The following is a 22,910-nucleotide window of genomic DNA, read 5'->3' on the forward strand; positions in this document are numbered from 1 at the left end:
GCTTTTGTGGCGTTCCCGCGCCTTACGATCGGCGCGGTTATTTTCCGGGCGCGTTGCGCGGCAGCCGGACCCGTATCGCCGATTTTTCCTGCGCGGGCGGAAGGATCGATACGGAACCGCCATGCGCCTTGGCGATCTGCTCGACCAGGGGCAGGCCGAGGCCGTAGCCGTCGACATTCTGCCTGTCGGCGCCCCGGTAGAACGGCTGAAACACCTTTTCGCGATCCTTTTCGGGAATGCCCTGCCCGCTGTCGCGGACGGTCAGGGTGACCGCGTCATCGTCTGCATCCATCTCGACGGTCACGGGCGGAACGCCGTGCTTGTGGGCGTTCTCGAGAAGATTTGCCAGCAGGCGGTGAAGCAGGCGCGGATCGCCCGTGATCTCGGGCACCCGGCCCGACATGCGGCAATCGTCAAAGCGTGCGCACTCCTCCGCGACCAGGGCAACGAGATCGACGGCCTGGTCCAGATTGACATTGGCGCCCGCGTCCAGCCGGCTCATGAGCAGGATCTCGTCGATGAGGTTGTCGAGTTCAGCTATGTCCTGCTGCAGCGCCTGCCTGCGCTTCGGGTCCTGTTCGCCCTTCGACATTTCAAGGCCGAGCCGGATGCGCGAAAGCGGTGTGCGCAGCTCGTGCGACGCATTGGCGAGCAGCAGACGATGGGCGCCCACAAGCTTCTCGATTTTCTCGGCCGCCTCGTTGAAACTCTCCGCCAGCTTCGCCACCTCGTCGCGGCCACGCACCTCGACACGGGCGCTCAAATCGCCGGCGCCGATCCGTTCGACACCGCGCTGGAGGATTTCCAGCCGCTTTGTCAGCCGCCGCACCAGAGGAAACGCCGCAAGGCCGACGCAGACCGCGACAAGCAACAGGGCCAGCAGCAAATCGCGCAACGGCTCGAACGGGCCGTCCTCTGCCGGAGCGGCAACCACCGACCGGCCGTCGGGCAGTTGCAGGGAAAAGGCCGGCCCTCCCGATGTACGCCGCCAGCCGCTGCGATCGCGATGACGGGCACGCAGGATTCTCGGCTCGCCATGGGCGGCGATGAGCCGTCCCTGCGGGTCGAACAGGCTGATGTCGAGATCGAGTTCCCGGCCGAGCGAGCTGACAGCCGCCTGCTGCTCGCTATCCGGTGCATCGGCGGCAGGCAAGGCAAGCGCAACGAAACGGCCCGCAACGTCGAGGATGCGTCGCTCGTCGCCATCGCGACCGAATGCGTTCCACAAAATGCCCGACAGGATCGCCACCAGAACGAGGCTGGCGATCAGCGTCAGGTAGATCTGCAGATACAGCCGCCGCCTCAGCATGCTCTGCGCCCCTCAGCCTGGGAACCGGACCGCATCAGTCTTGCGACCGGGCAAACACATAGCCCGCTCCCCTCACGGTGATCAGCCGGCGTGGCTTGTTCGGGTCCTCCTCGATCTCGGCGCGGATACGAGAAACATGCACGTCAATCGACCGGTCGAAGGCGGCAAGATCCTCGCCCTTCAACGCATTCATGATGTAGTCGCGGCTGAGCACCCGGCCGGCGCTTCCGGCCATGATCTGCAACAGTTTGAACTGGTGCGGGGTCAGGCTGCAGATCCGCCCGCCCACACGCGCCTCCATGGCGTGCGCATCGATCTCCAGGCTGCCGAAACGCAGGATCTCCGCCGGCTCGTTGCCCCTGCCGCGACGCAATATCGCGCGCAGCCGCGCCAGCAATTCGCGCGGCTCGAACGGTTTAGGGAGATAATCGTCGGCTCCGAGCTCAAGGCCGACAATGCGGTCCATCGGCTCACCCTTGGCTGTCAGCATCAGGATCGGCACCCGGTCATTCGCACGAATGGTGCGGCAAACCTCCAGACCGTCCGTGTCCGGCAGCATCAGATCGAGCAGCACGGCATCAAAACCACGCTGGCGCTGCAGGGCAATGCCTTCCGCGCCGGTTGCCGCGATCGTAACCGCAAAATCGGATTCGCCGAGATAGTCCCTGACCATCTCGGCGAGCCGTGCATCGTCTTCAATAAGAAGAATCTGTTGGGTCATTCAAAATTTGTCGAGCAGACCGGTTTCAGTGGCGCCATCCGCCACGCATCGACCGGAACTGATCCAACCGTTCCTTGATCGTATCGCGCTGCTCCGCGGTCAGCACCATGGAGACATCGGTCACAACGTTGACCCATTCTTTGCTGATCTGATCGGCCTCCGCAAGCTTTTCGGCACGCAGTTCCTCAATCGCTGCGCGGTCGACCGTGGGAGAGGTCAGCAGTTCGGCGAACTCCTGGCCCGTGCCGCGCATCTCGCCGCGCAGGGTCTTCATGTTGATGGCCGCCGGCAGAACCAGAGCGACGATCTGTTCCTGCTGCTGCTCGGTCGCGTCGATCTCGATTGCCAGATGTTTGACCGCGCGCGTGATGTGCTTTTCGATTTCCGTATCGGACATTTCGGAGAAGTTCGGTCCGCGGCGGCGGTGTCCGCCCCAGGCCGCCTTGGTGAATTCAGCGCCGCCATCCGAAGTCAGCATACGGACATGCTGATAGGTCTTGCTGTCGGCCACGGCCTGAACGGTGAATATGCCGCCTGCCGCGATGCCTGCGCCGGCTATCAGCGCGATCGCCAGGCGGTTGCCTTTCGTGAAGCGGCCGGAGTTCGGATTTTGCTGCTCGTTGGACATGTCTTGCTCCTTTGTTGTCGTCGCCACGGAGACCTTGCCTCGAGGCTTGTCATCAAATCTGGTGTGCTGAAGTTTCGCGGGCTTTTCCGCCAGGTAAAGAAATGTAAATTCCGCCCCGGCGGATCAGTCCGCGCCGGTCAGGCGCGCCCGAAGGGCCTGGCGCTGCTGTTCCTGCAGCCTTTTGAACGTATCCATCTGGGCAGGCGACAGGATCGCCGCCACCTGTTTCTCGAACGCTGCACGGTTCTTCTTCATATCGCCGCGAACGGACAGCATCTTGCGCAATGGCGGGCGTTCTCCCGAAGCCGGATCGATCCCGTGTTTTTCGAGGATCGCCTTTGTCGCCTGCCCATGCTGCTGGAGGATCGGTATCAGCGCCTGGCGCTGTTGATCGCTCAAGTTCAGCTGATCGGCCATGGCCCTGATCTGTTCGGCAGCGGCCGGTCTGCCGGACGCCGCGTTTTCCTGCGCCGGCGCGGCGGTCGCGTAAAGAAGCAGCAGAAACAGGTAGAACCCGCCGAGAAAGATCAATCGGACTGTGTTGACTGGGGGTTTCTGGGTCATGAGATTGCTTTCTGTGCGAAGGCCGGCGGATCGCCGGCGCAGTGTCCCGGATTTCACAAAAGCAGTTCTATGCCGCCGCCGTTTCGGGCGTTTTTCGTCAATGTAAAGTTATGTAAAGCCGGAGCGGCGGCCGGACTATCCGCCTGTTTGCGCACGCGGTCTGATCAGCCTGCCGCTGCGTCTCTGTTCGAATATATGCGCAAGCCAGCCCGCCATGCGTCCGACCGCAAAGATGCCAAGCGCCGCGCCCTCGACAAGCCGCAGCCGGCGTTCCAGCATGGCAAGTGCAAAATCGAGGCTTGGATGGGAGCCGGTCCGCCGATGGACCTCCTCGACGATCCGCTGCCATCTGTCCGATATTCCGATATGGGTCAGAAGTTCTGCGGCACGCGGATCGCCGTCGGGATAGAGCGGATGGGAAAAGCCGGGCGGCGGCGTTCCGTCCGTTGCGACATCCGGGACGCTTTGCCGAGCCCGACTTTCCACATCGTCCATCCAGCGCCGGCAGCGGGTCGTGATACCGCCATGACCGGTGCCGGACAGCGTTGAAAGACCGGCCAGCAATGCCGCCGGCAACGAGGCGCCGGCGGACGCAGCAACCCGTGCTGCGTAGGTCGACGCGTTGAGTTCGTGATCGGCACACAAGACCAGAGCGCGGCGCATGAGATCTGCGGCGGACGGATTATTGCACCACGCGCGTGACAGGAGCTGATGCATCGGCAAGTCCGGCCGGTCGCTCCCACTGGACGCGGCCAGCGCGGTCAATCGCATCAGTTCCCCGGCGCGCGGGCGACCATCTCCACCGCGCGAGCCAACGGCTTGCCGTGCCATCTCCAGCAGAATGCGATCGAAAGGCGTCCGCTCTTCCTTCATCGGCCGATCGGCAACGGAACTGTATGGGGAGCGCATGTGAACGCCCGCAAGCAGTATCAACGCCGCCTCAAGCGTGACGGTCCTCGACAGCACAACGGCGTCCTTCCCACGATAGTAAAAGCGGCCGTCGGCGATGCGGGTGATCTTTGAGGTGAGGATAGGCTCGCCCCAGTTGATGGTGGATTCGGCGACAGCGCGGCGGGATCGGCCGCGCCGTTTTCGCGTGCTCAGAGATTCGATGTCGCGTCTGTCGTAGAGGCTGCGCCGGGCGTCGTCCGGATGCGCGATGGTCCGCACGAGCCCACGGCTGACATAGGCGTAGAGCGTGTCCCGGGAAATGCCGAGCATTGCGCATGCCTCAGGGGCCGTAACGGTGCAGAAATCGCTGTCCGCCGGATTTTTCATATTGATTATCTTGATCAAGATTGACCCGATGTCAAACCACCGGTCTATTGCGGCGCATCGACAGGAAAGGATCCGAAATGTCTTTGATTGACACGATTGCACAGGCGTTTCCGGGCGAAAAAAAGGATCTTGCGCTGACAATAACGGGCGCTGGCGCCCTGCCATCCTGTTTCGCGGTCAGCGATCTGGCGGTTGCCGCTGTCGGCGTAGCGGCAAGCAAGCTTGCGCGGCTGGCGACGCCGGAGGACGAGCCACCGCCGGATGTCGCGGTCGATCGCAGGTTGGCTTCATTGTGGTTCGACATGACTTTGCGCCCGACCGGCTGGCAGATGCCCTCCCCCTGGGACCCTGTCGCCGGTGACTACCGCACTGCCGACGGTTGGATCCGCCTGCACACGAACGCACCGCATCATCGGCGAGCCGCCCTGTCCGTCCTTGGCCCCGCCTCCGATCGCAAGGCACTCGAGCCCCTTGTCGCCGCGTGGAAGGCTGAGGAACTCGAAACGGCCATTGTCGCGGCGGGCGGCTGCGCCGCACAGATGCATAGTCTCCAGGGCTGGGCCGCGCATCCGCAGGGATTGGCCGTTGCGAGGGAACCGCTGATTGACTGGAAGGATCATGGCGCTGGCGAAGCGGCGAAGCGCTCGCAAACACAAGGCCGGCCGCTCGAAGGTATAAGGGTGCTCGATCTGACGCGCGTGCTGGCCGGCCCGGTGGCCGGACGCTTCCTGGCCGCCTATGGCGCCGACGTTCTGCGCATCGATCCGCCAGACTGGGACGAGCCCGGTGTCGTTCCGGAGGTCACGCTGGGAAAACGATGCGCCGGCCTTGACCTGAAATCCGCCGAAGACCGCTTGCGGTTCGAAAACCTGCTGGCAAAAGCCGATGTGTTCCTGCACGGCTACAGGCCGGGCGCGCTCGACAATCTGGGCTATCCACAGGAGGCTCGACGACACATCAATCCACGCCTGATCGATGTGTGCCTCAACGCCTATGGCTGGTCGGGTCCCTGGTCCGGGCGGCGCGGTTTCGACAGTCTCGTGCAGATGAGCAGCGGCATTGCCGATCACGGCATGAAGGCTAATGATGCGGACAAGCCCGTTCCGCTTCCTGTTCAGGCGCTCGACCACGCGACCGGCTATCTGCTTGCCGCGGCCGTGCTGCACGCCCTGCATGATCGCGATGTCAGCGGTCGCGTGGCCTCCGCACGCCTGTCGCTGGCACGGATGGCGCATCTGTTGAGCACCACGAAGCTGGCCGCTCCAGCTGGATCGATGGCGCCCGAAACGCCGGATGATCTCGATCCGACAATCGAGAAAACGGACTGGGGCCCTGCGCGGCGCGTGCGTTTTCCGCTGAAGATCGGCGGCATTGACCACGCCTGGGACACCCCGGCGGGCCAATTGCGCGCAGCAGAGCCCGCATGGAGGGACAGGTCTTAGCGGACAGGACGGCGCCGCTTGCTCAATATTGACCGGCTCTTTACGCTGCTTCAGACGGTCGGAAACCATGCATCGCGGAGGAAACGATGATCTGGCAAAACATGTCGCGGTATTGCCGCGCGGCTTTATTGATCACGCCTTTGGTCTGTCTGAACCTGCCCTTTGCCGGCGGTGCGCGCAGCGAAACGCTGCCGGAACCGCTTTCGAAATTCAGCGATTGTGACGAATGTCCGGAGATGGTCGTTCTTCCCACCGGCACGTTCATGATGGGTGCGACCGACCAGGAACAAAAGGACATGTTTATCGGTTTCGTCCCCTCAGAGCATCCGGTCCGCGAAGTCAGCATCGGCTATCCGTTTGCAATCGGCCGGTTCGAAGTCACGACCGATCAATTCGCCGCCTATGTGCAGCAGACCGGCGCGCAGGTCGGTGGCACCTGCGGCATCCGCCTGATGGAGAAGGGCAAGCTGGCAAAGAAATTTAGCGGGACCCGGCATCCCGACGACGGAAAGGTACCCACGGGACCGTTTTTCGTTTTCATTTCGGACGGCTCATTCGAACAGCCCGGCCTTCCTGTCACGGGCAACCAGCCGGCCGTTTGCGTTTCCCGGCTGGAGATTCAGGGATATCTGGACTGGCTCAGCGAAAAGTCCGGCCGCAGCTATCGTCTCCCAAGCGAAGCCGAATGGGAATATGCGGCCCGGGCGGGAACCAGGACCGTCGGCTTCTGGGGCGATGATCTCGGCAAAGCCTGCGACTACGCCAATTTCGGCGACCGCAATTCAGGCTATCAGGCCGGAATGGCCGCACCTTGCGGTGAAGCCATATCGCCGGAATGGACGGCTGAGGTCGGCAGCTACAAGCCCAATGGCTGGGGCATCCATGACATGGCGGGCAATGTCCAGGAGCTCACTGCCGATTGCTGGTTCGACAGCTATGAAGGCGCGCCGACGGACGGTGCGCCACGACTGAAGAAGGATTGCTCCCTCTACGTCGCGCGCGGAGGCGATTATCAACTGTTGCACGTCTCGATGCGCGCCTCGGAAAGGCTGTTCTACGGCTACGTACCTGAATCGAACGCCGTGGAAGGACCGGATGCCGGCGACAATGGTCGCAGCAATGTCATGGGTTTCCGCGTCGTGGTGTCTCTGGACGATACCGCCTGGGACAAGCGCTGAGATCGGACTTGCGGTTTCACTCCGCAACGGCCGTGTAGTCGGGCGATCCGTCCCAGATCAGCTTCCAGCGGGCGCCGGGACGCACGTTCTGAACGAGATGCGGATGAAAGGCGACGAGACAGGTGCCGCCCTTGCGCCGCGCCGAGGGGTAGATGACGCCGCGAGCGCCATCTTTCCGTAACGCGGCAGCAAAGGCCTGCCCCTCCGGATAGGCGGTGTGCGGATCCTTGCCGAGACAGGCTGGATTGCCTTCCACCTCGCGCATGTCGTGAAAATCGCCTATGAAGGCGGCAAGAAGGCTCTGATAGACCGTTTGTTCTTCAAAAACGCCGATCGCGGCGAGTTCGCGCGTCTTGTGGAACGCCACCTCCTCAATCGCCGTCAGATCCTCGAACGCGCAATACCACGCGCCGCGGCTTTCATCGTTGAAGCGGTTGCCGCCGGCCCTCGTATAGGCAAAGGCGGCGTTGATATAGGACTGGCCCCAGACATTGAAAGCCAGCTCGCGCGGGTCGAGCGCCGGAAGGCCGGTGCTCTGCGCCTTCAGCCGGCGGTTCGTCAACCCCTCGATCTCGGCCAGGATCGCAAGCTCCTCGTCACCGTCGACAAGCGGCGCCAGAACGGGCGGCTTGTAATAGGCTGTGGGGACAAGGCGGATGGTCGCCTGCTGGCAGATGGTCGTTTGCGGTGGTGTCACGCCCCACCCCGCAGGGCGTCGACATAGTTGCGCGTCTCCATGATCGCCGGCAGACCGCCCTCGATCATTGTTTCAATCGGCTCATGCCCGGCAAATAGCGGGCCGCTGTTGCGAAGGCCGATCCATCGGTCCGCCAGCGCATCGCTGAAATAAAGATGCAATGCCTTGTAGAGGCCGGTTATGGCGCTGACGCGCATCAGCTGATCGCGGTTCAGCCGGCCGGACCACTGCCCGCTCTTCATGCGCGCCCAGGTGCGCGGACTGACCGCGATAAGGTCCGCAGCGAGCCTGTTGTTGAGTTTCCAGGCAGCGACGATCCGCGCATAGGCCTTGGCGGCGACCGCCGCGACGCGGTCGTCGTCGTAGGCAGACAGGCCGGCTCCCGGTCCGGCGAAATCCTCCTGCACAGCCTGCAGTACCATATTCGGTTTCCTTGCCATGTGTCTAATAATAATGTGCCTTGTGGCATATTTCAAGGATTCTTGCGCAAAACGATATTTCGAAATTCAGCCGTTCAGGCTGCATCAGACTCCAATGTCAGCAATGTGGCGGTTACGAATGCAGACGCAGATAATTGCAAAGGAACCTCAGTTAATTATCTTTTATTTTCAAATCTCTAAACGAGTTTTCTATCAATATGAATCAGTCAGTCACACTGTGCGTCAAGCCGTAAAACAGCATCTGCTGCGATCAGTGATCGCCGCGAACGCCCCCGGAAGCGGGATGATGTGGTGAAGCTTATGACGGCAAGGGCTCCCGGTCCGCTGAGCCATAACGGTTTTGCCTGGAACGGCGGCCTGGAGCCTCCCCGATTCCAGCTTACCGGCAGAGACAACCCGGCAGGTCGGCGTTGCAATTCGCGCGGGCCGCAATATCGTGTCGGCCATGAGCAGCCGGCGCTATACAATCCCATCGACAAGCAGCCTGACGGCCTTCGAGAGCGTTGCCCGCCTGCGCGGCTTTGCCCGCGCGGCGGAAGAGCTGAACACGTCGCAATCGGCGGTCAGCCGGCATATCGGCAACCTCGAAACAAGGCTCGGTGTGAAACTCTTCGACCGGGCCGGCAAGCGGGTTGCGCTGACGCGGGCAGGAGAACTCTATTTCGGCGCCGTGACCTCGGCGCTGGAAGAAGTGCAGAATGCGGAACGTTCGCTGCTATCCGAGCAGAACGACGTCACGATCGCCTGCACGCACGAAGTGTCGCATCTGTTCGTGATGCCGCGCTACGCCAATCTCAAGCGCGCGCTGGGCGGCAAGGCCGACATCCGCATCATCACCAGCGAATACAGCCTGGTCCCGTCGATCCTCGATACGGGTGTGGATCTTGTCTTCGAATATTCCGACGCGCAGGACCGAAAGAATGCCACCATCGTCACGCCAGAGTTGATCACGCCCGTGGGCGCGCCTGACCTCGTCGCGCAACTGCGCTCAAAACTTCAGGACCCGGCGGCGGGCTGGGGCGACGTGCCGCTGCTCGCCCTTTCGAAAACCAATTACGGCTGGGCCGTCTGGGACGACTGGTTCGAGGCGCGAGGCATCGCCGTTCGCGGGATAACCGTCGAGACCTTCGACAATTATGTCTACCTGCTGGAGGCCGCGGTGAACGGCCAGGGGCTGGCGCTCGGTTGGCGCGGTTTTGTCGACCGTTATCTCGCCGACGGCGCGCTGGTTCAGATCGAAGACCGATGGATCGAGCGCCGGACCAAATTGTGGGCGCGGCTGACGCCCAAGGGACTGGAGAATGCGGCGGCGCTGCGCATCATGCGGCAGTTGCAGGGCGATGCCCCTACGATGGCGCAGGGCAATTAGCCGCCGCCCGGCCGCTGTTCCATGCCCTGCCCCTCGCGCAAGCGGCGCGCTGTACCCTCGCGCTCAAGGCGGTTGTTTTTATCGCCATTCAGCGCCGCCAGCTCCTCCAGGCGCAATCCGACGGTTTCAAGCCTCGGGCGGCCCGATTGGGCGATGGCTTCGAGACGGGTGCCGGCGGCAAGTTTCTTCTTCTTCTGATGCGGCTGTGTGTCGTTCATGAAATCCGGCCCGACTTGCTCTCCCATGGCGAGAAAGCCGGCATCGACGGCCGCATCCACCAGCTCAATGCCGGCCGCCGTGCGGACGATGATCGAGTTGAAGCCCGGATCGGTTTGCGAGCCGAGCCTGTCCGGGGTTGCATTGGGCCAGATATCGGCCGCGGCGATGTCGGCGCCGTCACCGATGCCGTCCGGGCAAATCTTGCAGCGGAACGGCAGCGACCAGGCGCTTTCGTCCTCGCCCCAGAAATCGAGATAGTGGAACGAGCGTTCTTCACCGCTTTGCATTGAAAACGTCGTCGGTCCGGGACAGCCGAAGCCGCGATAGCGCAATGCGGCGACATTCGACCGCTCGATACCGTGCTCGCCCATGAACCGGTGCATCGCCTCGGTCGGCATGTAGCCGCCGCAAACGGGGCTGAGCCAATAGCGCACAAGGGCGTTCACGCGCGGATCGTGATGCGCGAGATTGCGCACGGCATTGAGATCGCACGGCTTGGCGATCAGCGCGAAAGGCTCGCCGTGCGCCAGGGCGTCCTCGAAATCGACCAGCGGGGCTGTCGGCCCATAGCGCGAGCCGGCGCCTTCAAGGACCTGCGCCTCGCTGAAGCTCAGCGTTCTCTCGCCAAAGGAAGGTTCCGTGGCCGACGCCTTCACATGCAGGATGAACGACACCCTGTCGCTACTGAGAAGATAGCGGCCCAGCGCTGTCAGGACGCCGCCGGCCGATCCCTCGTGCCGTGTCTGCGGCTCGGCGGCCCAGGCGAGCGCCATTGCGTGATAAGGCCCCCAGACAGTATCGGAATGCGGCGCCTGCTTTGCCACGCTTTCCGGCAATCCTTCCGCCCGTGTGCCGGGACAGGTCCGGTAAACCGCATCGACCGCATCATCAGTCAGCGTGCCATGGACATGGGGCCGCAACTCGCCATTTTCGGCCTTGTCCATGCGGACCGCCCCCTTGCCGGCAACCGACTGGCACAGGCCGCAGCCAATGCACAGGCCGCTTTCGACAATGCGGTAGAATCTGTCCTCAGGCGTCATTGTTCCTCATCACGCGCGCCCTCTAAGCATCGGCCGTAATGCGGTGCGCGTAAAGATGCTCATAGTGGGGAAGCACCTTCTCATGGACCTCCCTGACACGGTCCGGCGCATCAGCAATATCGATGTGGCGGCGCGTCTGCGGCTTGAGGCCGTCGGAATTGCGCAGATTGGCGTGGAACGAACCGCCGTCCCACCAGCTCACCTCGTCGCGGGCGCCGGGCTGCCAGCTCAACGCATCTTCGATGAACGGAATACCCACGGCCTCGCACCAGGCAGCGACGATCCGGTGCGGCGCCTCCAGCAGATCGTCGCTGTCGATCAGCGGCGGCGCCTTGCCGTCCCGATCCGCCAGACGATCGAACAAGGCGCGCTGCTCAAGAAAGCCGACTTCCTTTTCATGGAAGTCGGGCCATTTGGAATACATGGAGGTGATGGTTTTCGCGGGGTCCCGGATAAGGAACGAGTGGTTGAACATATCCAGCCGGTCGTCTGTCCACATATGCTCGATATAATGCGGGAAATCCTTGGAAAAGACAGGCTTCTCGCGTGCCATCGCCGCAAGCGTCTCCCAGACCGAATCCAGTGTCAGGCCGGGCGTCCTCACACTGTCCGCGGTCAGGCGTGGCCACAGCGGCGCCTCGCCCTGGTACCAGGCCTCGCCGAAGGGTTCATGCAGGCATTCCAGATCGCCGCGCTGGCGCATCATCCATTCGAAAGCGGTCGAGGTCGATCGGGGCACAGCCCATAAAACAAGGATCTTGTGCATTGGCCTATCCGTTGTAAAGCGTTGACAAAAGAGCGCCCTGGCGGGTGACTGGCGCAATTTCGAGGGTCTTGAACAAGCGCCAGTAGAGCGCGTTGTCGTGGGTGATTACCGGCTTGCCCAGCAGCGCTTCCAGTTCAACTTCAAGCGAAACGAAGCGCTGGGCGAGACCGTCGCCCGGCCGACGGAAATTGCACATGCCATTGGCGAGATAAGCATCGGCACCCGGCGCCTTTTCGGCCACATACAGCATGGATTTTGCGGCCAGCTCGCCGTCGAAGCACCACCGCCGAGCATTGCACTCTTCCTGGGTGGCGATGAAGCCCTGGTCGACAAAATTGCCGGCCCAGAGAACATCGAAACCGGCTTCCCTCAGAAAGCCGGCTGTCCCCTGCCACCAGTCGGGCCAGTGATAGACTGCGTTGAGCGCCACCTTCTCGACATTCATCGCGCGCAGTGCCTCCACCATGGCGTAGCCGGCCATGTGGAACGGCGTCTGGTACTTGTCGCTGAGCATCGCGCAATGATCGCGGATACCGTCGACGCCGAGGCCGCTGGCGTGAACCCAGTTGGAGCCGACCTGGCCACAGACATCGGCGCCGTTGTTGGCCATGCATTCGACGAACTCCTCGAGCAGGCCAAAATTCCGTTTGCGCTGGTCGAGCCTGTGCTCATAGTCGGGCACGTGCAGCATGCGGCCATGCACGCCGACGGTTTCGGGCGCCATGCGCAGGAAATCGGACGGTGCGGCATCGAAATCATGCGGCGGACAGGTAAAGCCCACCTGATAAGGAAACAGCTTGTTCTTCGGATCAGCCCAGACCGCGGGCTTCACATAACCCATGATATCCCTCCCGCGGGGCAGCGCATCGGCCTGCCCGTCTTGTTGGGGGGCCGTGTTGCCGACACGGCCCGGCACACCGAGCTTGGCAGAACCGGCCATGCTTTGCCAATGCCTATTGCGCGTCTTGTGATATCAGAATTGATATGATGACGGGTGCCTTATCCGGTGATCTGGACAGTGCCGTCCGTGGCGATTTCGGCATGCAGCCCATCTATCAACTGCTGGTATTCGATCTCTCCAGCTGTCAATACCGGCACGCTCGTTCCGTAAAGCTCGTTCGCGACCATGGCGCCGATCGCGATATTGATATCGCGGTGCCGAAGTATGATGGCGACCGGCCCGGTGTTCAGCCGGATGCTCTCTGCGACCCCGGCCGGCGTGCCGGCCGAGCCGCGGCTGGACGGCATGACGATGATCCTGCCGGAAACCGAGCGGCCGGCCTGCGAATGATGCCGGTCCAGGATGGTGCCGTTTACCGGATCGAAACCGCCCCAGAAACTCAGCGCCTCATCCAGAACCAGCAGTTCCGCCGAAGCGCTGCCGGGAGTGAGGACCGTTGTTTGAATGCGCGTGATGGATTGGCCGCTCATTTCAAACGTCCCAGAACTTGCCGGGCGCGGTCGCGGTTTCCCGGCGGACCTCACCGGTCGTCGCCGACAACACACAATCTTCCATGCTTCCGAAGACGACCTCCACCGACAGCATGCCGGGCGCGTAATAGGCCCATTTGGCCGAATTCGTCATCACCCGGCCGCGGCAGTTTCGCACTGCGGGCGAGAAGTAGGTGCATGTATCGACAAGCACGTCGATGCCAGCTTCGGCAATCGGCCGCAGGAATCCCTTCTCTTTAGCAATCTGCTCTACGAAGCGGCTCGTCGAGACATAAAAGGTCACATCCGGATGAACCGCCCTGCCGTCGACGAGCCTTGCCAGCCGCTCGAACTCGGAAACGGAAAAATGCGGCGTTCCGAGCGCCACCATATCGAGCGGGCCGTCGGATGCCGGTGAAAGGGACTGCCAGGAAGCTCTGACCATATCCGGTGAGACGACAATGATCTCGTCCGCATCGCGCCCCTGCAGGGCTGCCTGCCTGTCGGGCGCTTCCGGCGTCACGCCGACAGCATGGAACATCGCGACACCGCCCGATGCGGCGACGGCGGCGCTGATGCCCTTGAGGCTGTCCTTCGGCGTGTCGTCGGGCAAACCGGTGATCAGCGGTACCCTCGAGCCGGCGTGCGCGCCCACAAGGTGGCCGAGGACATGACAGAACATCTCCGTCCGGCGCACCTCTTCGGGCAGGCCGGTCAGGTCGAACTCGACCGTTGCGCGCCTGCCCTCATCCGTGTGCAGGCCCGAAAACGGCACCCGGCCCACATAGGCGGCACAGACATCGAGGAAGTCGCCATATTTGTTGGTGCGGGCGCCGACGACGGAATTGTAATAGGCGACCGCATTGGATTCCGAACCGATGATCTGGTCGCCGAAACCCGGGCCGCCCGGAATCTGATAGGGCGCGCAGGTCCAGACCGGACGGCAGCCGATTTCGCCATAGAGCCGCGCGACCTCCCTCGCCTCCTCGTTGAAGCGCGCGCCGGCGTCGGCACGATTTTCCGGGCGCCGGAGGCTGACGGGTATCGTGTTGGTCCAGACCGGAACAGGAAACCGGGCAGAGGCCTCGGCGAAGCGGCGCACGAAATCGAGATGCGCGGTTCCGTAGTAATGACAGGCGTCGATATGGGCGAAGGAGACATCGGCAAGCCATGGCGCACCGGCAATCCCGGCCGCCCGGACGACAATATTCATGGCAAAGCGGCCAAGCGGGCCATCATCCCCGTCAAGCAGCGCCTGGTCCTTGTCGGTCAGCTCAAGGTGCATGGTGAAACGCAAAAGGACACATTCATCCGGCGAACATGATGCAAAAGACGCCCCGCGCCAAGCCCGTCTTTGCCTTTACCTGCACGCAAGGCAATGTCCGGCAGACGGACACCCGAATTCCTGATATTTGTTGCCTGCCCGCCGGCTTTTATCTTTCGCTCAGCGGACTGCCGGCATTTGAGGACTGCGAAATGGCCATACATGCGCTTGGATATCTCGGCATCCGCTCGGACCGGCTCGATGAGTGGGGCGATTTCGCGGGCCGGCTGCTTGCCATGCAGAGAATCGACCGGGGCAGGACAGCGCTTGCCTTTCGCATGGATGACCGGAAACAAAGGCTGCTGGTGACCAACGAACCCGGCGACACGCTGGCCTTTATCGGCTGGGAGGTCGATACCCATCAGGATCTGGAACACTTTGCCGCGCACCTCGACGGCGCGGGCCATCAGGTAGCACGCGGCTCCCGAGCGCTCGCGGACCGGCGTTTCGTCGAAGATCTCATCGTCTTCAACGATCCTGACGGCAACCGGATCGAACTTGTCTGGAACCCGATGCGCGCCGACGAACCGTTCCGGCCGGGCCGCCCGATCGATGGCTTCACCACCGGCCCGTTCGGCATGGGCCACGCGGTGCTGCATGTCGCCAATATCGACGCGCTTCTGCCCTTCTACCGGGACCTGCTGGGCTTTCACCTGAGCGACTACGGACTGACGCCCTATCCGCTCTATTTCTTCCATGTGAACGGCCGCCATCACAGCTTTGCGATGGTCGGCTCCGGCCGGACCGGCTTTCATCACTTCATGGTCGAGTTCCAGAACCTCGATGATGTCGGCCAGGGCTACGATCTGGCACAGCTCGAGGAAGGCCGCATCGCCTACACGCTCGGCCGGCACACCAACGATTACATGACGAGCTACTACGCCAATTCGCCGTCCGGTTTCTTCGTCGAAAGCGGCTGGGGCGGCAGGGTTATCGATCCGGCCACCTGGGAGCCGCACGAAACCCATGTGGGGCCGAGCTTCTGGGGTCACGAACGGCTCTACCTGCCGGATGACGAGCGCGCCCGGATGCGCAACATGCGGCTCGACACCGCCGCAAGCGGCCAGCGCGCGCCGCCGATCGTCGAATGCCCGTGGCTCTACGGCGAGATCAATCGTCGCTAAAACTGCAGACCGTCAGACGGTCACCACCGTGCGGCCACGATTGGCCATGGGCGTCGTCACGCCGGAAAGCATGGCGTTGAGATAGTCGATGTTCTGGTAGCGGCCGTTGACCGATATGCGCGGCAGCGTGTGCAGATGTCCGGCATGCTCCTTCTGGATCACGCCATGACGCGTGGTCACCGCCGATTTGAACCCTGCAAGCTTCGCAAGCTGCGCCTCGCGTTCGCCCACGGCCTTCTCGAACCCGTAAGGATAGGCGAAATGGCGGGGGCGCTCACCCAGACGTTCTTCCAGGACCGCAGCCGAATCCGACATTTCCCAGAGCGCGTTTTCCCGCGAAAGACGCCGGAGATTGTAGTGGTTGATCGTATGCGCGCCGATGGCGCACAGCGGATGCGCCGAGAGGCCGCGAATTTCATCCCAGTTCATCAGATGGGCCTGGCGGAAGTTGCCGCAATCGACGCGGGCATTGCCCGCCAGGCCGCGGACCGCCGCAACCTGATCCGCCTCGTCGATTTCCTCGGAAAGGACGCGGCAGATTTCCTCAAACGCATCGGCCTTGGCTTCATCGGTGGAACAATCAAACGAAAGGACACCACCGGATGCCGCCATTTCCAGGGCATTGCTATCACTGCGTTCGACCGCCGCCTCGACGATCTCCCACCAGGGCTCGACGTCGCCATCGGTCAGGCCGGGCGCGATGAAAACCGTGAACGGCGTGCCGTGTTTCTCAAACACCGGCAGCGCTTCCGTCAGATTGTCGCGAAATCCGTCATCCAGCGTAATCGCGGCGAAACGCCCGCCATCCCTGCCCTTGCCGATACGATCGACAGCCTCGTCGAGCGAAACAAAACCGAAGCCCTGCGCCTTCATTTCGGCGATCAGTTCATCGAGGAACTCGGGATGAACAATCAGGTTGCTGTTGAATCCGTATTTCGTTCCCGGCGCGGCGGTCACCCGGTGCGCCATGAGGATCGCGCCCTCTCCACCCAGCAACGGCCGCAGCATCTGCGGCAGGCGACTGGCGCTCAGGCTCCTGAAGACTATTTTCCGCAGCTTTTCCTTGTTGTCGATCATGCCGGACTACTCCTGCGCGTACTCAACAAGCAGCGGAGCGGCATGCAGATAGTGCGCGACCCGGCGCTTGGCGGCAATATCGCGCCAGACCTGCTGAACCTGTTCGCTCGTCAGCCCGACAGCCCCGGCAACCGCCTCTTCGGGGATATTGTTGTTGAGGCCGTAAAGGCACAGATCCATCTGCTGATAGGGGAGCGCGAAATAGAACTCCTCCTGCGACTGCGGCAGCGACCATGTGTCCGTCGTCGGCGGGCGTTGCCGTATATCCTCGGGCACATCAAGATGCTCGGCGAGCTGATAGACCTGGCTCTTGTAGAGATGGGCGATGGGTTTCAGATCCGCCGCGCCATCGCCATTCTTGACGAAGAAGCCCTGATCGTGTTCGAGCCTGTTGGGCGTGCCGGCGACTGCACAATTGAGCCGGTCGGCGTGGTAATATTCAAGCTGCTTGCGGGTGCGCTGCTTCATGTTCGCCGCCGCGACGACGCCGTGATAGACATCAAGCGGCATGCGCATCTTCTGCTGCTCGCCCTCGGGCGATTCCACCACCAATTGCGAGATGTTGATGCCGCCGCTCTCAAGCGCGTTGGAAAGCACGATCTTGCAGCCCCAGCCGGGGCCGAATTCGGGAACCAGCTTGCGGATGAACGCATCGCGGCGGCGATAGCAGCCGGCCGCCGTCAGTATGGGCTCGATATTCTCCGTTACGCATTCAATGCCGAGTTCGTCGGCAACGCGCTTGCCGAGCACCAGGCTTTCATCCTCGGAATCCTTTTCGGGCATGAGGATCGCAATGACCTTCTTCGGACCGAGCGCCTTCACGCACAGGGCGGCGGTCACGCTGCTGTCGATGCCGCCGGAAAGACCGACGACGACGCCACGACGGCGAAGATCGCGCAGGACCTGCTCGCGGATCCGCGCCGCGATCCTGTCGGTTTCGGCAGGCGCGTCCAGTACCAGCGTTTGCGCCGAGAAATCCCGGCTTGCATTCTTCGCTGACAGGTGTGGTTCGACCAGGTTCATGGTCACTCCCCCGCTTCCAGTGTTTCCTGAAGAAGCCGCCGGCTGATCTTTCCGGAATCGGTCTTCGGCATCGAATCGCGAAACTCGACCTGTTTCGGCACCATGAAATCCTCAAGGTGCCGGGCGCAGTGCCGCAGCACGTCCTTTTCCGTCGGCTGCGCACCGGGCGCGGCAACGATAATGGCCTTGATGGCGCTTCCGAGCACCGTGTCGGTCACGCCCAGGACCGCCGCCTCGCTGATTTCCGGCATCGCGTAGAGGACGTTCTCGACCTCCTTCGGACTGACCTTCTCGCCACGCGTCTTGATGATGTCATCCTTGCGGCCGACGAAATAGAGAAAGCCATCCTCGTCCGCGTGGAAGAGATCGCCGGTGTACAGCACCTTCTCCCAGGGATAGATGCCCGTCTTCAGCGCCTTGTCGGTTGCCTCTTCATTGTGCCAGTAGCCCTTCATGACGTGCGGACCGCGAATGACGAGTTCGCCGACCTTGCCGGCGGGAAGCCGCTGACCGTCGTCGTCGACGACATAGGCTTCGGTGCCCGGAATGGCGATACCGACGGAGCCCGGCCGGCGGTCGAGTTCGGATGGCGGCAGCCAGGTGCAGCGCTTGCATTCGGTCAGGCCGTACATCGAATAGACTTGCGCACCGGGAAACAGCGTCCGCATCTGCTGGATCACGGCCGGCGCGAACGCCGCGCCTGTGCTTGAAATATAGCGAAGATGCGGGAAGGAACCGGCTTCCAGGCTTTTCATGCGCAGGATCAGCGCAGCCATGGTCGGAACGATCGGAAAACCCGTGACTTTTTCCTCGGTCATCCGGTCGAGAATGACCTGCGGAAAGGCGAAGGATTTCTCCAGCACCAGCGTCGCGCCGACGCGGAAAGCCATCAGGATCTGGTACAGGCCGTAATCGAAGGAAATCGGCAGGACATTCAGGATGACGTCGTCCGCGGTGTTTTCAAGATAGGTGGTAATCGCACCGGCGGCAGCGTCGACGTTCTGATGGGTCATCATCACGCCCTTCGGAAAGCCGGTCGACCCGGATGTGTAGACGAGCATGGCAAGATCCGTGACAATGCCGGCGAACGGCAATTCAAGACCTCTATCGTCATCGAGGATTTCCTCGAGAGTCAGATAGCCGGCGGGCAGGCCCTGCCCTTTTTCGTCCGATGCGATCTTCAGCGTTACGGACGGCGCCTGCTCCGCCGCCTGATCAGCGGTCCTTGTGAGGCGCGCCTGCGTGATGATGCCTGCGGCACCGGCATTGTCGAGGATATAGGCGAGCTTGTCGGCCTTGGTCGACGGATTGACCGGCGAGACCACGGCGCCGGCCTTCTGAACCGCGAAGATCGCAACGACTGCCTGCCAGCAATTGTCCATGAACACGACGACGCGATCATGGCGTTTCAGGCCCGCCTGCGCCATGGCGGCGGCCAGCCGGTCGGAAGCGGCATCGATCTCGCCATAGGTCAGCCGCACCGGCCCCGCGATAAGGGCTTCCTTGTCGCGATACCGCCGGGCATTCGCCCGCAGATAGTCTTCAACGCGCATCATTGATCCCTGTCACTTCTGCGACCCGCGGCCGCTTAATTGCTGTTCTTCGACAGCTTGGCGTTGGCGTAGTTCGAGATGTTTTCAATGGAATCGAAATTCTCCGGGACGATCTCATTGTCCTGGATCTCAATACCGATATCGCTCTCCAAAAAGGCAACGAGTTCAAGGACTCCGGTCGAATCCATCAAACCGTTCTCGAGCAGCGATTCGGTGTCCGACACGGTTTCGCGGTCTTCCCGGAAGAGAAAATTGTCGACGATGAATTCGCGGACATCGGATCTGACATCGACCTGCATTCTTAAGCTCCTGTATTTAAGCGACGGCCCTTGGCTCGGCGCGTGCGTGTTCCGTCTCGGCACGTTCGGCAAAGGCGTGGTGCCAAAGCTGGGTTGAAATGATTCCGACCATCGCCATGTTGTCGCGCGTTCCGACATTTGGGCGCTTGCGGCATTTGGCCAGCAGTTTTTCCACCGCACCGGCATCGAAATAGCCGGCGGTTTCGATCTCCGGCCTGGACAGCCGATCATCGACATAGGCCGGCGCATCCGCACCGGTGAAACACTGACTGTCAGGCGCGCGGTAAGGCTGTTTCGGTCGGTCGGAGATGGTTTGCGGCAGGAGATCCTTGACGCTTTCGCGCAGGATGTGCTTCTCGCGCAGTGCCCGCATCTTCATTCGCGGCGGAATACGCGCCGCAAACTCGACAAGCCGGTGATCGAGGAACGGATAGCGCCCCTCAACGGAATGAGCCATCGACATGCGATCGCCCTGCGAGGAGAGGATGTATCCGGGAAGCAGGTGGGCTGCTTCCAGATATTGCGACTGGGACAGCGGATGCCAGCGGGTGAAATCGGCCGGCAGGTTCTCGCGCAGATCGGCCAGCGCATCGTAATCACCCAGTTCGCTCCGCATTTGCTCCGAGAAAAACAGCTTCGTGCCCGACGTCGTGCGGAAGCGCGGCAGATGCGAATAGAGCGGGTCGTCCAGCGCCATACCGCCGGCGCTGAAGAACGCAGCGAGCGATGACTGTGACTGGTTCTGCAGTTGCGGCAGATAAGGATAGAGGCGGCGATAGAGCAGCGGGCGGAAACGCGAATCCGGCTGGCTGGCGCAGAAGCGGCGCAGCTTCGCCTCCTTGAAGATATCGTAGCCGGCAAAGACCTCATCGGCCCCCTCGCCCGTCAATACGACCTTGAAACCCGACATGCGCACCAGCCCGGAAAGGCCGAAAAGCGGTGCCGGCGCCGTGCGCAGAATCGGCGTTTCCGTGTGCCGGATTACGGACGGGAACGCATCGGCGATATCGGCCTGCGTGCACATCAGCTCTTCGTGCCGCGTATCGAGTGCCGCCACCATCTCCTGCTGCTGTTCGCGCTCGTCGAACTCGCCGCTTTCGAATGCGACCGAGAATGTGCGCAGCGCGTCGGGCGTGATCTTTTTGACGGCCGCGGTAATGATCGATGAATCGAGACCGCCGCTGAGATAAGCACCGACCGGCACGTCGGAACGCAAACGGATCCGCGTCGCATCGAACAAGAGGGCGCGCAGTTCCTCGGCGAGGCTGGCTTCGCTGCGCCCGGCAAAGGACCCTTCGCCATCGGCATCGGGATAGTCGAGCTGCCAGTAGCGGCGTACGTTGATTGCGTCCGGCGTCGCGGTCAGAACATGGCCGGGCGGCAATTCGGAGATGCCCTTGAAGGCCGTGCGCGGCGCCAGCGGGAACCACATGGTAAAGATCTGGTCAAGCGCGACGGGATCGAGTTCGGCTGCGATGCCCGGAACCTGCAGCAGCGCCTTGACCTCGGACGCAAAGTAGAGACAGCCATTGTTCTGCGTATAGAACAGCGGACGCACGCCCATACGGTCGCGCGCGATCATCAGCCGTTTCTTCCGCGCATCCCAGATCGCGAAGCTGAAATCGCCATTGAGGTCCTCGACGCAGTCGAGGCCTTTTTGCAGGTAGAGCCGAAGGATCACTTCCGTGTCGGACTTGGTGCGGAACCGGTGCCCCTGATCCACAAGGGCGTCCCGCAGTTCGACGTGATTGAATATCTCGCCGTTGAAACTCAGCCAGACGGATTCATCTTCGCTTGCCATCGGCTGAGCGCCGCCGGCAAGATCGATAATGCTCAGGCGTGCATGGCCAAGGCCGGCGCCGGCAAGCACGCGGGTCGCGCGCGCATCAGGGCCCCGGTGCGCGATGGCACCAACCATTCCGTCCAGGATTTTGGCCTCCGGGAGCACCGTTGCCGGTTTACCGAAATAGCCGGCGATGCCACACATCGCACGCCTCCAACCGCCGGTTTTACGCACACAACGTCTATCGGCCGAACCAGCGGGGCGGCGCGATCACGGTTACACAATGCGGAAGGATCGCAGAAAAAGGTTGCAAATCCGTTCATTTGGAGCGGAAAGCTCTATTTGGTTAACGCCATTCCAACGTAAGGGTCACAGCCCGCTCTGTTCGGTGCACACCAAAAAACATCACCCCGGTGAAACGCGCACAGATTCCCGATCCGGCGTCACATGATCAGTCGGAGACCTTGATCATGACCTTGCCGTGGCTCTTGCGCGGTTCACGCAGATAAGCCCAGGCCTGCTTGTATTCCTCCATCGGGAAAACCTTGTCGACAAAAGGCTGGATCTGCCCCGACGCAAGGGCCGCATAGACAAATCCAAGGCCCTTTTCCTTCCACGCGGCGTCCTCGATATAATTGAACAGCGAATAGGGTTTGAAGGTCGCATTGGCCTGGTAAAGGTCCATCATCGGCAGTTCGGGAAGTTTTTCATCGAGCGTACCATAGGTGAAAATCTGCGCATTCTTCGCAAGGGCCTTGCTGTATTGGGCGATCATGCCGGCGCCGATGGAATCGAAGACGGCATGAACACCCTCGCCGCCTGTGAATTCCATGATCGCATCGGGCAGGCCTTCGCCCTCGCCGAAATAGACGTGGCTGGCGCCGGCTTCCCGAAGGTAGTCGCGATTGTAGTCAAACCGCGAGGTGCCGATCATGTTGGCACCCCGCATCTTGCCGATCTGAAGCGCCGAACTGCCGGCGGTGCTCGTCGCGGCGGTGACCAGAATATTGACGCCGGGACCAGCCTTGGCCAATTCAGCGATCGGATAATAGGCCGTCATGAACTGCATCCAGATGGAGCCGGCCTCGACGGCGCTCAAGCCATCCGGCGCTTTTGTCAGATAGCGGGCATCGATCAACACGGTGTCGCCGCTGGCGCCCTTCATGTCGTAGAAATAGGGAAGCGTGCAGTAGCGCGCGCCCATCTCGATATTCGTCACGCCCTCGCCGATCTGATCGACGATCCCCACCGCCTCGCAGCCGATGCGCGCGGGGAGCTGGCTGAAGTTGAATGAGTAGCGGCCTTGCATCAGGTCCATATCGCCCCAGTTCAGGGCAAATGCCTCGGTCCGCAAGCGGACCTCGCCCGGACCTGCATCGGCCGGCGTGTATTCACGCAATTCAAGCCCGGATATTCCCGAATACTCGGTGATGACCCATTCGCGGTTGGTTTGTGACATTGATATCGGCTCCCTGCTTATTCGTTTTTCTTCGTGCTTCCCGACGCGGCGGTGCGTCATACTAATAATTATACAAACTTTATGCAATAAATTATACAAACATTATGCAAACTCAGATCAGAGCGGGCAGCAACCGCGAATAGACATGGAAAAACATCAGGCCGGTTGGAACTTTCCTGGCGCAGG

General features: G+C 61.9%; 22 protein-coding genes. 4 read left to right on the plus strand and 18 right to left on the minus strand.

Going from position 1 to position 22,910, the window contains the following annotated elements; translation table 11 throughout:
• Positions 1-37 precede the first annotated feature (37 nt).
• The 5 genes from OOZ53_RS06015 to OOZ53_RS06035 form a co-directional block, all read right to left on the minus strand.
• Positions 38-1,309 carry a sensor histidine kinase gene (locus tag OOZ53_RS06015; protein ID WP_271088448.1) on the minus strand — a complete coding sequence of 424 codons (1,272 nt, stop codon included), beginning with the start codon at positions 1,307-1,309 and terminating at the stop codon, positions 38-40.
• A 34-nt stretch (positions 1,310-1,343) separates the two neighbouring features.
• Positions 1,344-2,030 (minus strand): response regulator, encoded by a 687-nt coding sequence (locus tag OOZ53_RS06020; RefSeq protein ID WP_271088449.1) that lies wholly within the window; start codon positions 2,028-2,030, stop codon positions 1,344-1,346.
• Between the two features lie 25 nt (positions 2,031-2,055).
• Positions 2,056-2,658, minus strand: a complete 603-nt coding sequence (locus OOZ53_RS06025) for a Spy/CpxP family protein refolding chaperone (protein ID WP_271088450.1) — start codon at positions 2,656-2,658, stop codon at positions 2,056-2,058.
• Between the two features lie 123 nt (positions 2,659-2,781).
• On the minus strand, positions 2,782-3,222 hold the full coding sequence (locus OOZ53_RS06030) for a Spy/CpxP family protein refolding chaperone (RefSeq protein WP_271088451.1): 441 nt from the start codon (positions 3,220-3,222) through the stop codon (positions 2,782-2,784).
• A 135-nt stretch (positions 3,223-3,357) separates the two neighbouring features.
• Positions 3,358-4,500, minus strand: a complete 1,143-nt coding sequence (locus tag OOZ53_RS06035) for a citrate synthase family protein (protein WP_271088452.1) — start codon at positions 4,498-4,500, stop codon at positions 3,358-3,360.
• Between the two features lie 77 nt (positions 4,501-4,577).
• Between OOZ53_RS06035 and OOZ53_RS06040 the strand changes: the two genes are divergently transcribed.
• Positions 4,578-5,942: a CoA transferase gene (locus OOZ53_RS06040; RefSeq protein WP_271088453.1), complete on the plus strand. Its 1,365-nt coding sequence runs from the start codon at positions 4,578-4,580 to the stop codon at positions 5,940-5,942.
• An 86-nt stretch (positions 5,943-6,028) separates the two neighbouring features.
• Positions 6,029-7,120, plus strand: a complete 1,092-nt coding sequence (locus OOZ53_RS06045; protein WP_271088454.1) for a formylglycine-generating enzyme family protein — start codon at positions 6,029-6,031, stop codon at positions 7,118-7,120.
• A 16-nt stretch (positions 7,121-7,136) separates the two neighbouring features.
• Here OOZ53_RS06045 and OOZ53_RS06050 read toward each other — a convergent pair whose 3' ends face one another.
• Both OOZ53_RS06050 and OOZ53_RS06055 read right to left on the minus strand, forming a co-directional pair.
• Positions 7,137-7,817, minus strand: coding sequence for an RES family NAD+ phosphorylase (locus OOZ53_RS06050; RefSeq protein ID WP_271088455.1), 681 nt, complete (start codon positions 7,815-7,817; stop codon positions 7,137-7,139).
• On the minus strand, positions 7,814-8,239 hold the full coding sequence (locus OOZ53_RS06055; RefSeq protein ID WP_271088456.1) for an antitoxin Xre-like helix-turn-helix domain-containing protein: 426 nt from the start codon (positions 8,237-8,239) through the stop codon (positions 7,814-7,816). The genes OOZ53_RS06050 and OOZ53_RS06055 overlap by 4 nt, the downstream gene beginning before the upstream one ends.
• Before the next feature lie 463 nt (positions 8,240-8,702).
• On the opposite strand from OOZ53_RS06055, the gene OOZ53_RS06060 reads away from it, so the two are divergent.
• The gene (locus OOZ53_RS06060) at positions 8,703-9,626 is read left to right on the plus strand and encodes a LysR family transcriptional regulator (protein ID WP_271088748.1); all 924 of its coding nucleotides are present in this window, start codon (positions 8,703-8,705) and stop codon (positions 9,624-9,626) included.
• Here OOZ53_RS06060 and OOZ53_RS06065 read toward each other — a convergent pair.
• The 5 genes from OOZ53_RS06065 to OOZ53_RS06085 form a co-directional block, all read right to left on the minus strand.
• Positions 9,623-10,885 carry a Coenzyme F420 hydrogenase/dehydrogenase, beta subunit C-terminal domain gene (locus tag OOZ53_RS06065; RefSeq protein WP_271088457.1) on the minus strand — a complete coding sequence of 421 codons (1,263 nt, stop codon included), beginning with the start codon at positions 10,883-10,885 and terminating at the stop codon, positions 9,623-9,625. The genes OOZ53_RS06060 and OOZ53_RS06065 overlap by 4 nt on opposite strands.
• A gap of 22 nt (positions 10,886-10,907) precedes the next feature.
• A complete protein-coding gene (locus OOZ53_RS06070) occupies positions 10,908-11,651 on the minus strand; it encodes a sulfotransferase-like domain-containing protein (RefSeq protein WP_271088458.1) in 744 nt (247 codons plus the stop codon).
• Positions 11,652-11,655: 4 nt separating this feature from the next.
• Complete coding sequence (locus OOZ53_RS06075; protein WP_271088459.1) at positions 11,656-12,492, minus strand: hypothetical protein; 837 nt, start codon at positions 12,490-12,492, stop codon at positions 11,656-11,658.
• Positions 12,493-12,650: 158 nt separating this feature from the next.
• Positions 12,651-13,082, minus strand: a complete 432-nt coding sequence (locus OOZ53_RS06080; RefSeq protein ID WP_271088460.1) for an aconitase X swivel domain-containing protein — start codon at positions 13,080-13,082, stop codon at positions 12,651-12,653.
• Between the two features lies 1 nt (position 13,083).
• Positions 13,084-14,367: an aconitase X catalytic domain-containing protein gene (locus tag OOZ53_RS06085; RefSeq protein ID WP_271088461.1), complete on the minus strand. Its 1,284-nt coding sequence runs from the start codon at positions 14,365-14,367 to the stop codon at positions 13,084-13,086.
• A 191-nt stretch (positions 14,368-14,558) separates the two neighbouring features.
• Between OOZ53_RS06085 and OOZ53_RS06090 the strand changes: the two genes are divergently transcribed.
• The gene (locus tag OOZ53_RS06090) at positions 14,559-15,530 is read left to right on the plus strand and encodes a VOC family protein (RefSeq protein WP_271088749.1); all 972 of its coding nucleotides are present in this window, start codon (positions 14,559-14,561) and stop codon (positions 15,528-15,530) included.
• A 12-nt stretch (positions 15,531-15,542) separates the two neighbouring features.
• On the opposite strand, the gene OOZ53_RS06095 is transcribed toward OOZ53_RS06090, so the two are convergent.
• From OOZ53_RS06095 to OOZ53_RS06120, 6 genes are all read right to left on the minus strand, one after another.
• Entirely contained in the window at positions 15,543-16,607 is a 1,065-nt protein-coding gene (locus tag OOZ53_RS06095; RefSeq protein WP_271088462.1) for a polysaccharide deacetylase family protein, read from the minus strand.
• A 6-nt stretch (positions 16,608-16,613) separates the two neighbouring features.
• Entirely contained in the window at positions 16,614-17,630 is a 1,017-nt protein-coding gene (gene nadE, locus OOZ53_RS06100) for an NAD(+) synthase (protein ID WP_271088463.1), read from the minus strand.
• A 2-nt stretch (positions 17,631-17,632) separates the two neighbouring features.
• The gene (locus OOZ53_RS06105) at positions 17,633-19,183 is read right to left on the minus strand and encodes a class I adenylate-forming enzyme family protein (protein WP_271088751.1); all 1,551 of its coding nucleotides are present in this window, start codon (positions 19,181-19,183) and stop codon (positions 17,633-17,635) included.
• A gap of 35 nt (positions 19,184-19,218) precedes the next feature.
• Positions 19,219-19,482: an acyl carrier protein gene (locus tag OOZ53_RS06110; RefSeq protein ID WP_271088464.1), complete on the minus strand. Its 264-nt coding sequence runs from the start codon at positions 19,480-19,482 to the stop codon at positions 19,219-19,221.
• A 16-nt stretch (positions 19,483-19,498) separates the two neighbouring features.
• Entirely contained in the window at positions 19,499-21,469 is a 1,971-nt protein-coding gene (asnB, locus tag OOZ53_RS06115; RefSeq protein ID WP_271088465.1) for an asparagine synthase (glutamine-hydrolyzing), read from the minus strand.
• Between the two features lie 247 nt (positions 21,470-21,716).
• Positions 21,717-22,724: a zinc-binding dehydrogenase gene (locus tag OOZ53_RS06120; RefSeq protein ID WP_271088466.1), complete on the minus strand. Its 1,008-nt coding sequence runs from the start codon at positions 22,722-22,724 to the stop codon at positions 21,717-21,719.
• Positions 22,725-22,910 lie beyond the last annotated feature (186 nt).

Source organism: Allohoeflea poritis, from assembly GCF_027889715.1.
Lineage (GTDB): Bacteria > Pseudomonadota > Alphaproteobacteria > Rhizobiales > Rhizobiaceae > Hoeflea_A > Hoeflea_A poritis.